The organism is Streptomyces sp. NPDC020192, from assembly GCF_044388685.1.
GTDB lineage: Bacteria > Actinomycetota > Actinomycetes > Streptomycetales > Streptomycetaceae > Streptomyces.
This window is the reverse complement of the sequence record NZ_JBIRXG010000027.1, coordinates 92,374-103,003: the sequence shown is the minus strand read 5'-3', so window position 1 is coordinate 103,003 and position 10,630 is coordinate 92,374. Positions and strand designations below refer to the sequence as shown.

10 protein-coding genes are annotated in these 10,630 nt (G+C 72.8%); 4 read left to right on the top strand and 6 right to left on the bottom strand.

Going from position 1 to position 10,630, the window contains the following annotated elements:
* Nucleotides 1-182 precede the first annotated feature (182 nt).
* Together ACH47Z_RS37330 and ACH47Z_RS37325 are read right to left on the bottom strand one after the other, a co-directional pair.
* On the bottom strand, nucleotides 183-839 hold the full coding sequence (locus tag ACH47Z_RS37330; protein ID WP_158925899.1) for a response regulator transcription factor: 657 nt from the start codon (nucleotides 837-839) through the stop codon (nucleotides 183-185).
* Nucleotides 840-1,133: 294 nt separating this feature from the next.
* Nucleotides 1,134-1,811 (bottom strand): DUF3000 domain-containing protein, encoded by a 678-nt coding sequence (locus tag ACH47Z_RS37325; RefSeq protein ID WP_399081879.1) that lies wholly within the window; start codon nucleotides 1,809-1,811, stop codon nucleotides 1,134-1,136.
* Between the two features lie 97 nt (nucleotides 1,812-1,908).
* Between ACH47Z_RS37325 and hemE the strand changes: the two genes are divergently transcribed.
* Nucleotides 1,909-2,976, top strand: coding sequence for a uroporphyrinogen decarboxylase (hemE, locus tag ACH47Z_RS37320; protein ID WP_399081877.1), 1,068 nt, complete (start codon nucleotides 1,909-1,911; stop codon nucleotides 2,974-2,976).
* Between the two features lies 1 nt (nucleotide 2,977).
* Here the strand turns inward: hemE and ACH47Z_RS37315 are convergent, their stop codons facing one another.
* The gene (locus ACH47Z_RS37315) at nucleotides 2,978-3,802 is read right to left on the bottom strand and encodes a rhomboid family intramembrane serine protease (protein WP_399081875.1); all 825 of its coding nucleotides are present in this window, start codon (nucleotides 3,800-3,802) and stop codon (nucleotides 2,978-2,980) included.
* Nucleotides 3,803-3,893: 91 nt separating this feature from the next.
* On the opposite strand from ACH47Z_RS37315, the gene ACH47Z_RS37310 reads away from it, so the two are divergent.
* Nucleotides 3,894-4,163, top strand: coding sequence for a hypothetical protein (locus tag ACH47Z_RS37310; RefSeq protein WP_399081873.1), 270 nt, complete (start codon nucleotides 3,894-3,896; stop codon nucleotides 4,161-4,163).
* On the opposite strand, the gene ACH47Z_RS37305 is transcribed toward ACH47Z_RS37310, so the two are convergent.
* Complete coding sequence (locus ACH47Z_RS37305; RefSeq protein WP_399081871.1) at nucleotides 4,160-5,566, bottom strand: FAD-dependent oxidoreductase; 1,407 nt, start codon at nucleotides 5,564-5,566, stop codon at nucleotides 4,160-4,162. The genes ACH47Z_RS37310 and ACH47Z_RS37305 overlap by 4 nt on opposite strands.
* A gap of 27 nt (nucleotides 5,567-5,593) precedes the next feature.
* The gene (locus ACH47Z_RS37300) at nucleotides 5,594-6,559 is read right to left on the bottom strand and encodes a DUF4349 domain-containing protein (protein ID WP_399081869.1); all 966 of its coding nucleotides are present in this window, start codon (nucleotides 6,557-6,559) and stop codon (nucleotides 5,594-5,596) included.
* 157 nt (nucleotides 6,560-6,716) lie between these two features.
* On the opposite strand from ACH47Z_RS37300, the gene hemG reads away from it, so the two are divergent.
* Both hemG and hemQ read left to right on the top strand, forming a co-directional pair.
* Nucleotides 6,717-8,171: a protoporphyrinogen oxidase gene (gene hemG, locus ACH47Z_RS37295; RefSeq protein WP_399081867.1), complete on the top strand. Its 1,455-nt coding sequence runs from the start codon at nucleotides 6,717-6,719 to the stop codon at nucleotides 8,169-8,171.
* Between the two features lie 5 nt (nucleotides 8,172-8,176).
* Complete coding sequence (hemQ, locus tag ACH47Z_RS37290; RefSeq protein WP_399081865.1) at nucleotides 8,177-8,908, top strand: hydrogen peroxide-dependent heme synthase; 732 nt, start codon at nucleotides 8,177-8,179, stop codon at nucleotides 8,906-8,908.
* On the opposite strand, the gene ACH47Z_RS37285 is transcribed toward hemQ, so the two are convergent.
* The gene (locus ACH47Z_RS37285) at nucleotides 8,905-10,539 is read right to left on the bottom strand and encodes an alpha/beta hydrolase (protein WP_399081863.1); all 1,635 of its coding nucleotides are present in this window, start codon (nucleotides 10,537-10,539) and stop codon (nucleotides 8,905-8,907) included. The two genes, hemQ and ACH47Z_RS37285, sit on opposite strands and share 4 nt — an antisense overlap.
* Between the last annotated feature and the right edge of the window lie 91 nt (nucleotides 10,540-10,630).

The window sequence follows — 10,630 nt, the reverse complement described above, 5'->3', positions numbered from 1 at the left end:
GGGGGGGGGGGGGGGCGGTGGGCGGGGTGGGGGGGGGGCGGCGCCACCCGGCCGTGGTTCGCGTGTCCCCGGGGCCCCCGGTCGACGGAACGTTCCGTCGACGGGCGCCGGAGGGTCGTAAACCGGTCAGCTCGGGGACACACGCACGTCGCGTGGGTGAGGCGTGCGCTGCTCCGAACGGCTCAGTGGATGATTCCGGTGCGCAGCGCCACGGCCACCATGCCGGCCCGGTCACCGGTGCCCAGCTTGCGGGCGATACGGGCGAGGTGGCTCTTGACGGTCAGGGCGGACAGGCCCATCGAGACGCCGATCGCCTTGTTGGACTGGCCCTCCGCGACCAGCCGCAGCACCTCGACCTCGCGGCCGGACAGCTCACGGTAGCCGCCCGGGTGGCTCGGGGCACCCGGGGGGCGGCGGTGCATCCGGGCGGCGCCGAGGGGAGTGGCGCCGGGCCGGGTGGGCAGTCCGATGTTGGTACGGGTGCCGGTGACGACGTAGCCCTTGACCCCGCCGGCGAGCGCGTTGCGGACCGCGCCGATGTCGTCGGCGGCGGAGAGCGCCAGCCCGTTGGGCCAGCCCGCCGCGCGGGTCTCGGAGAGCAGGGTCAGGCCGGAGCCGTCGGGCAGATGGACGTCGGCGACGCAGATGTCGCGGGGGTTGCCGATGCGGGGACGAGCCTCCGCGATGGACGAGGCCTCGATGACATCGCGCACGCCGAGCGCCCACAGATGGCGGGTGACGGTGGAGCGGACGCGTGGATCGGCCACGACCACCATGGCGGTCGGCTTGTTCGGGCGGTAGGCGACCAGGCTTGCGGGCTGCTCGAGGAGAACGGACACCAGGCCTCCTGGGGTGGGGGGACGGGGCCGGCTTGTGGGGAAGAAGCCGGGACGAACGGTGCTTTCAAGGTCACAGTCGTCTTCGGCAGCAAACTCGTCCGCCTTTAGGGAATGATCACGATCTAGTGAGTAACAATCCGTGCAATTCGGACACGCGATCGATCATCCGAAGATCGAGTCGGTTCAAGCGGGTGTCATTCGAGGTTCGAAAGTGGCCGTATCGACAAAGAGATGGTCAATGTGGCGGCCATGAGGGGGACACCCCCGGAGAACCGGCGGGATCGTGTGATCAGCTCACCGCGACTGCGGCCCTCTGCGCTGCGGCAGCGTCACCACCGAGGCGTCCCCCGGACCGGCCGGCGGCAGACCCGCGACCTGGGCCAGCAGATCGCACCAGGAGGCCAGGTGGGAGGCCGTGTCCGGGACCCCGCCGAGGCCCTCGCGGGGCGTCCAGGAGGCCCGGATCTCGATCTGCGAGGCGGCCGGGCGCTCGGCCAGCCCGCCGAAGTAGTGCGAACTCGCGCGTGTGATCGTGCCGCTCGGCTCGCCGTAGCCGAGCCCGCGCGCCTGCAGCGCCCCGGTCAGCCACGACCAGCACACCTCGGGCAGCAGCGGATCGGCCGCCATCTCCGGCTCCAGCTCCGCGCGCACCAGCGTCACCAGCCGGAACGTCCCCTGCCAGGCCTCGTGCCCCGCCGGGTCGTGCAGCAGCACCAGCCGCCCGTCGGCCAGCTCCTGCTCGCCGTCGACCACCACGGCCTCCAGCGCGTACGCGTACGGCGCGAGCCGCTGCGGCGCACGCGTCGGCTCCACCTCGACCTGCGGCCGCAGCCGGGTGCCGCGCAGGGCGTCGACCGCGGCCCGGAACTCCGGCGGACCGGACGTACTGGAGTGCCGGTCCGCCTCCTCGGTGTCCTTCACATCGTCCATTCCGCCAGCGCTGTCCGACATTCGTCCGTGAGCCGCAGCCATGCGGGGAAGAGTAAGGGGAACGGAGCGCTTGCGAGAGCATGACACCCCCTGAGGGCTGCGGCACTTCTCCGTTCACGGCCGTGCGAGACTTGCCGTCGTGAGTGCCAACGGAAGCCCCTCGGGCCAGCAGCCGACCGCGACGTACGACAGCGCTTTCCTCAGGGCGTGCCGGCGCGAAGCCGTCTCCCACACCCCCGTGTGGTTCATGCGTCAGGCCGGCCGCTCGCTGCCGGAGTACCACAAGGTGCGCGAGGGCGTTCCGATGCTCGAGTCCTGCACGCGGCCCGAGCTGGTCACCGAGATCACGCTCCAGCCGGTACGGCGCCACAACGTGGACGCGGCGATCTACTACAGCGACATCGTCGTCCCGCTCAAGGCCATCGGCCTCGACCTCGACATCAAGCCGGGAGTCGGCCCGGTCGTCGAGCAGCCGATCCGCACCCGCGCCGACCTCGCCCGGCTGCGCGACCTCACCCCCGAGGACGTCTCCTACGTCACCGAGGCCATCGGCATGCTCACCCGCGAGCTCGGCGCCACCCCGCTGATCGGCTTCGCGGGCGCGCCTTTCACCCTCGCGAGCTACCTCGTCGAGGGCGGCCCCTCTCGCACGTACGAGAACGCCAAGGCGATGATGTACGGCGACCCCGAGCTGTGGGCCGACCTGCTCGACCGGCTCGCCGACATCACGGCCGCCTTCCTCAAGGTCCAGATCGAGGCCGGCGCGAGCGCGGTCCAGCTCTTCGACTCCTGGGCCGGCGCGCTGTCCCCCGCCGACTACCGGCACTCCGTCATGCACGCCTCGGCGAAGGTCTTCGACGCCGTCGCCGGGTACGGCGTCCCGCGCCTCCACTTCGGTGTCGGCACCGGTGAGCTGCTGAAGCTCATGGGTGAGGCCGGCGCGGACGTCGTCGGCGTCGACTGGCGCGTCCCGCTGGACGAGGCCGCCCGCCGCGTCGGCCCCGGCAAGGCACTCCAGGGCAACCTCGACCCGACGGTCCTGTTCACCGACAAGAACACCGTCGAGGCCAAGGCCCGCGAGGTGCTGGACGCGGCCGCCGGTCTGGAGGGCCACGTCTTCAACCTCGGCCACGGCGTCATGCCGAACACCGACCCGGACGCGCTGACCCGGCTCGTGGAGTACGTCCACACCGCCACCGCGCGCTGACTCACCACGTGTAACGGGGCCGCGCCCGTCTGCCGAACAGCAGGCCGCGCGGCTCCGGCGGGGGCGGGGTGCCTGGCTTGAGCGGCCAGGCCAGCAGCATGCCCGCCACGAAGCCGACCACATGCGCCGCGTACGCCACCGTGCCCGCCCCGGACACGCCGTGCCCGGAGGAGTACACCGCCTGGAGCCCGAACCAGAAGCCCAGCACCAGCCAGGCCGGCAGCCGGAGCGGCAGGAAGACCAGGAACGGCACGAGGACCCAGACCCGCGCCCTCGGCCACAGCACGATGTAGGCGCCGAGCACCCCGGCGATCGCACCGGACGCGCCGATCAGCGGGTCGGACGATGAGGCGTTGAGCAGCGCGAAGCCGTACCCGGCCGCGTAGCCGCAGACGACGTAGAAGAGGAAGTACCGGACGTGGCCCATCCGGTCCTCGACGTTGTTGCCGAAGATCAGCAGGAAGAGCATGTTGCCCAGCAGGTGCAGCCAGCTGCCGTGCAGGAACATCGCCGTGAACACCGACAGGGGCGGCGACTTGTCGTAGGACGGCGGTGCCACGACACAGCCCGGGCCGTGCGGGCCGACACCCGCCTGGCCGGTCGGCACCAGCCGCGGCAGCTGATGGTGGATCAGCTCCCTGGGCACCGCCGCGTAGTGGTCCATGAACGCCTGGAGATGGCACAGCCGCGCCAGATCACCGCCGCCGGCCACCGAACCGGCTATTCCGGGCGTGGTGACGAACACGAGGACGTTGGCGGCGATCAGCGCGTACGTCACCCAGGGGGTGCGGCGCACCGGGTTCACGTCATGGACGGGGATGACCACACAGGAGTACTGCCCGGGATGCGGCGGGCGAACCGGTGAACGCCGGCGGGCGGGTGTGCGTATCTGTTCTCAACCGATGTGAGGACAGGCGATGAGCGAACGAATCACTCCTCCGATGCATGCTCTGCCCGACGGTGAGGCGGAGATGTCCCTGGTCGTACGGCTTCCCTGGGAGGACGTCGCGCGGCTCGGTCAGGAAGCGGGGCGGCTCGCCTCGCAGATGGGGCGGCCGGTGACGCTGGACGAGGCGGTGAGCTACCGGCTGCGGTCCACCCGGCCGACGGCGTCTCATGCGAAACCCGCCGGAGAGCAGCCGCCGGCAGCCGTGTCCGCTCTGCCACGCATCAGCGGAACCGCCTAGGAGACCCGCACCTTCGCCGTCGCCTTTCTCGCCGCCACCAGGACCGGGTCCCACACCGGTGAGAACGGCGGGGCGTAGCCCAGGTCCAGGGCCGTCATCTGCTCCACCGTCATCTGTGTGGTCAGGGCCACCGCGGCGATGTCCACCCGCTTGGCCGCGCCCTCCCTGCCGACGATCTGCACGCCGAGCAGGCGGCCTGTGCGGCGTTCGGCGAGCATCTTGACCGTCATGGGGGAGGCGCCCGGGTAGTAGCCGGCGCGGCTGGTGGACTCGATGGTGACCGTCTCGAACCGCAGGCCGACCCGGTGCGCGTCCTTCTCGCGCAGGCCGGTGCGGGCGATCTCCAGGTCGCAGACCTTGCTCACCGCCGTGCCGACCACGCCCGGGAACGTGGCGTAACCGCCGGCGGCGTTGCTGCCGATGACCTGGCCGTGCTTGTTGGCGTGGGTGCCGAGCGGGACGTACTGCTCCTGGCCCGAGACCAGGTTCAGCACCTCCACGCAGTCGCCGCCCGACCAGATGTTCTCGTGGCCGCGCACCCGCATCGCGAGGTCGGTGAGCAGGCCGCCGCGGGTGCCGAGGGGCAGGCCCGCGGCCTCGGCGAGCGCGGTTTCCGGGCGGACGCCGATACCGAGGACCACCACGTCCGCCGGGTACTCGGCGTCCTGCGTGGCGACCGCGCGGGCCCGGCCGTCCGCGCCGGTGAGGATCTTGGTGACCTCGGCGTCGTTCACCATGGTGATGCCGAGGCCCTCCATGGCCCGGTGCACCAGCCGGCCCATGTCCGGATCGAGCGTCGACATGGGCTCCTTGCCGCGGTTGACGACCGTCACCTCGAAACCGCGGTTGATCAGCGCCTCGGCCATCTCGACGCCGATGTAGCCCGCGCCGACGACCACGGCCCTACGGCCACGCGCGCGTGCCAGCGTTTCCAGCAGGGCCTGACCGTCGTCCAGGGTCTGCACGCCGTGCACGCCCGGGGCGTCCGCGCCCGGCATGTCCGGCCGGACGGGACGGGCGCCGGTGGCGATCACGAGTTTGTCGTACGACGTCCAGGACTCGTCCCCGGAATCGACGTCACGCGCGCGTACCCGCTGTCCGGCCACATCGATCTGCGTGACCTCCGTCCGCAGCCGCAGGTCGATGTCCCGCGCGCGGTGCTCCTCGGGCGTGCGGGCGATCAGCTCGTCCCGCTCGGGGACGTCGCCGCCCACCCAGTACGGGATGCCGCACGCCGAGAAGGAGGTGAAGTGGCCGCGTTCGAAGGCCACGATCTCCAGCTCGCGGGGCCCCTTCAGCCGGCGTGCCTGCGACGCCGCCGACATGCCCGCGGCGTCACCGCCGATGACGACCAGCCGCTCCGTCCCGCCGCCCGTACCGCCCCGCCCACCGCTCATGGTCATGGGAACACGCTACGGGGCCATGGCATGTCAGTCCCGGTCGGGCTCGGGCGCGTCCGGGTCCGGCACCGCGCGCGCGTGCGGCAGCGGGCCCAGCGCGGTCATCGCAGGCGCCGGCTCCGGGCGGCGCGGCAGCCGGGGCCGTACGACCCGCAGCCACACCAGCGCCGGCAGGGCCGCGAAGGCCGCGAACGGCAGGGCGGCGCCGAGCGCGAGGACGATCCAGCGCAGCATCGTGACGAACACGTGCCAGCCGCCCGCGAGCGCGTCCACGACGCCCGGCGAGTCGCCCCCGGCGGCCTTGCGCACGGGCTTCTCGGACAGCGACAGGGTGATGGTCGCGAGGCTCGTGCGGTCCTTCAGGGACGCCTGCTGCGCCAGCAGGGCCTCCAGGTCGGCCTCGCGACTGCTCAACTCGCCTTCCAGGGAGACGACATCGCTCAGCTTGTCCGCCCGGCCCATCAGCGCGCGGATCCGGTCCACGCTGGCCCGCTGCGACCTGACGCGGCTGTCGACGTCCACGACCTGGTCGGTGACGTCCTCCGCCTTCGCGGTGCGCTCGACGAGCCTGCCGGTGCCCTGGAGAGCGGTGAGCACCTCGTCGTACGTCGCGCTCGGCACGCGCAGCACGACCTGGGTCCGCTCGTGCCCGTCGGCTTCGCGGCTGGTGCTCTCCTGGCCGACGTAGCCGCCCGCGCTCTCGGCGGTCGTACGGGCCTCGGCCAGGGCCTTGCCGGCGTCCTTGACCTCGACGGTCAGGGAGGCGGTGCGGATGATCGCGTTCTGGGTGAGCCTGGGCGCCTGCCGGGGGGACCTGGCGGCGCCCGCCGCGCCACCGCCCGCGCCCTGCTGCCGGGCCCCGGTGTCCGCGGCGGACTTCGAGGAGGCGCCGCCGGAGTCGGCCGCGCCGCCGCATCCGGCGAGCGCGAGGGAGGCGGCGAGCAGGAGACCGGCGAGCGGCCGGACGGAGCGTCGTGCGGATCGTGGTGTGCGCATGGGCGGTACCCCCGGGGCCGGTGATCTGGGACGCTCCTTCGACGCCGGGGCGGCCGGGAACGTTGGGGGAGCCCGGTCCCGATGCGGTCACGGTCCGGACTCGTCGCGATCACCGGGCCGCGGCCGGAGTGTCAGTGGGGTCTGAGAGAGTGGGGGCATGAGCGCAACGGGTACGCGTACGGGGCATGTCGTGGTCGTCGGAGCCGGGATCGCGGGGCTGGCCGCCGCCCACCGGCTGCTCGGGCGCGGCGCGCGCGTGACCGTGCTGGAGGCCACGGACCGGGTCGGCGGCAAGCTGCTGCCCGGCGAGATCGCGGGCGTGCGGGTCGACCTCGGCGCCGAGTCGCTGCTCGCCCGCCGACCCGAGGCGGTGACCCTCGCGCGCGAGGTGGGACTCGACGGGCGCCTTCAGCCGCCCGCCACCGCCACTGCCTCCCTCTGGACCCGGGGCGCCCTGCGGCCCATGCCCAAGGGCCATGTGATGGGTGTGCCCGGCACCGCCGCCGCCCTCTCCGGCGTCCTGTCCGACGAGGGCCTCGCCCGCATCGAGCGAGACGCCGACCTGCCGCGCACCGAGGTGGGGGACGACGTGGCCGTGGGGGAGTACGCGGCGGCCCGGCTCGGCCGCGAGGTCGTCGACCGTCTGGTCGAGCCCCTGCTCGGTGGGGTCTACGCGGGCGACGCGTACCGCATCTCGATGCGTTCGGCCGTCCCCCAGCTCTTCCAGGCCGCCCGCACGCACGCGTCCCTCACGGAGGCGGTCCGCGAGATCCAGGCGAAGGCGGCGGCGAACCAGCAGGCGGGCCCGGTGTTCATGGGCATCGAGGGCGGTGTGGGCACACTGCCGCTCGCCGTCGCCGAGTCCGTTCGCGCGCGCGGTGGCGAGATCCTCACCGGCGCCTCCGTGAGCGAGCTGCGGCGGGAGGCCGACGGCGGCTGGCGGGTGGTCGCCGCAGAGCGCGTGCTGCGCGCCGACGCGGTGATCGTCGCCGTACCGGCCCCGGTCGCCGCCCGGCTGCTGCGCGCCGAGTCCCCGGAGGCCGCCGCCGAACTGCGCGCGATCGAGTACGCCTCGATGGCCCTGGTCACCCTCGCCTACCGCCGCGCGGACGTCACCCTTCCCGAGGGCAGCGGCTTCCTCGTGCCCCCCGTCGACGGCCGCACCGTCAAGGCGTCCACGTTCGCCTCGCAGAAGTGGGGCTGGATCGCCGAGGAGGACCCGGACGTCCTCGTGCTGCGCACGTCCGTGGGGCGGTACGGCGAGACGGAGATCCTCCAGCGGGACGACGCCGGCCTGGTGGAGGTCTCCCGGCACGACCTGCGCGAGGCGGCCGGCCTGGACGCCGTGCCCCTCGAGACCCGGGTCACCCGCTGGACCGACGGCCTGCCGCAGTACCCGGTCGGGCATCACGCGCGCGTGGCCCGCATCCGCGAGCACGTCGCCAAGCTGCCCGGACTCGCGGTGTGCGGCGCCCCGTACGACGGCGTCGGCGTCCCGGCGTGCATCGCGAGCGCCTACGCGGCCGCCGACCAGCTGGACGGCGACCTGAGCGGAATCCGGGAGCTGACGGCCAACCCGGTGCAGAGCCTCCACGGCGGAGCGGGAGAATAGGGATTATGAGTGACGACGCCCCCACCACCGAGGCCGGCAGGATCCCGAATAAGGGCAAGCTGGCCAAGGACCTCAACGAGGTCATCCGCTACACGCTGTGGTCCGTCTTCAAGCTGAAGGACGTGCTGCCCGAGGACCGCGCGGGTTACGCCGACGAGGTCCAGGAGCTGTTCGACCAGCTCGCCGCCAAGGACGTGACGATCCGCGGCACCTACGACCTCTCCGGCCTGCGCGCCGACGCCGACCTCATGATCTGGTGGCACGCCGAGACCAGCGACCAGCTCCAGGAGGCGTACAACCTCTTCCGCCGCACGAGGCTGGGCCGCGCGCTCGAGCCCGTGTGGTCCAACATGGCGCTGCACCGCCCGGCCGAGTTCAACCGCTCGCACATCCCGGCGTTCCTCGCCGACGAGACGCCCCGCAACTACGTGAGCGTCTACCCGTTCGTGCGCTCCTACGACTGGTACCTGCTGCCCGACGAGGACCGCCGCCGCATGCTCGCCGACCACGGCAAGATGGCCCGCGGCTACCCCGACGTGCGCGCCAACACGGTCGCCTCGTTCTCCCTCGGCGACTACGAGTGGGTCCTGGCCTTCGAGGCCGACGAGCTGTACCGCATCGTCGACCTCATGCGTCACCTCCGCGGCTCCGAGGCCCGCATGCACGTCCGCGAGGAGATCCCGTTCTTCACGGGCCGCCGTAAGGACATCGGGGACCTGGTGGCGGGGCTGGCCTAACGCGGCAGCTTCGCAGGGCGCTTGGCGCGGCCGGCCGGAGTGTCCGGCTTGGGCTCCTGGTGCGGCGCACACGACGCGCGCCGCCCGGGAACCCGGCCCTCCAACAGGTAGGTCTCGAAGTAGCCGTTGACGCACGCGTTGGCGCCGCCCCCGATGCCGTGCGTGCCCGCGTCCCGCTCGGTCACCAGCACCGAGCCGGACAGCCGCCGGTTCAGCTCCAGCGCCCCCGCGTACGGCGCGGCAGCGTCCCGCTCGGCGGAGAGGATCAGCACCGGCGGCAGCTCACCCGGCCCGGTGCGCACGTCCAGCGGCTGCTGCCGGGGCGCCGGCCAGTAGGCGCACGGCAGGTTCATCCACGCGTTGTCCCAGGTCTCGAAGGGCGCGACCCGGGCGAGCCGGGTGTTGTCCCGGTCCCATGTCGTCCAGTCCGTCGGCCAGGGCGCGTCGTTGCACTCCACGGCCGTGTACACCGCGCTGGTGTTCTCCGCCTCCTTGGCGGTGTCCGTGTCCGGCGCGGCCAGCCGGACCAGCGGCTTCGGATCGCCCTTCAGATAGGCCGAGAGCGCGGCGGCCCGGCTCGGCCAGAAGTCGTCGTAGTACCCGGCGGTCAGGAACGCGCTCTGCAGCTGGCCGGGTCCGACCGTGCCGCCGGCCGCCTTCCCGGCCAGCCGCTCGCGCGCGGTGTCGTAGCCGCGCTGCACCTTCGCGGCGGTGTTCCCGAGCTTGTAGACGTCGTCGTGGCGGGCGACCCAGTCCTTGAAGTCCCGCCAGCGCTCCTCGAACGCGGCCGACTGGTCCAGGTTGGCCCGGTACCAGATCTTCTCCGGGTCCGGGTTCACCGCCGAGTCCAGCACCATGCGCCGTACGTGCGTGGGGAACATCGAGGCGTACAGCGTCCCGAAGTAGGTGCCGTACGACGCCCCCACGAACGTCAGCCGGTCCTCGCCCAGCGCGGCCCGCAAGACGTCCAGGTCACGGGCGTTGTTCAGGGAGGTGTAGAAGCGCAGCCTGCTCCCGGAGCGCTGGGCGCAGCCGCGTGCGTACGCCTTCGCCCGCGCGATGCGCTGCCGCTTGTAGGCCTCCGACGGGTGCTCCGGGGCCGCGGTGGGCGCCTTGAGGAAGTGCTTGGGGTCCTCGCACGACAGCGGCGCCGAACGGCCCACCCCGCGCGGGGCGTAGCCGACGAGGTCGTAGGCGGCGGCGATGCGCCGCCACTGCGGGACGGCGCCGATCAGCGGGAAGTACATGCCGGAGGCGCCGGGGCCGCCCGGGTTGTAGACGAGGGCGCCCTGCCGGGGCACCCGCCGCTTGCTGTTGTGCGGGTCCTTCTGGGTCGCCCGGGTCCGGCTGACGGTCAGCTTGATCTGTGTGCCGTTCGGGTGGGCGTAGTCCAGCGGGACGGTCACCGTGCCGCACCGCAGGCTGCTCGGCGCCTCCGGGACGTCGGCCGGGGAACACGCCCCGAAGCCGATGCCGGCCGCGCGGGCCCGGGCCGCGGCCACCATGGTGCCGCGCAGCTCGGCCGTGCCGGGCGCGGCCGGCACGGCGCCGAGAGCCTGTCCCGCCGGGGCGGCGGCCAGGGTGGTCAGGAGCAAGGACCCGGCGGCCGAGTACACGGCGGCAGCTCTCATCGCGTATCCCTTCGGTGCGGCGACAACAAAAGGGATATTTCGTTCCGTCGGAGGAGAAGACAAGCACCACGCGGCCGATGTCGGCGTCAAT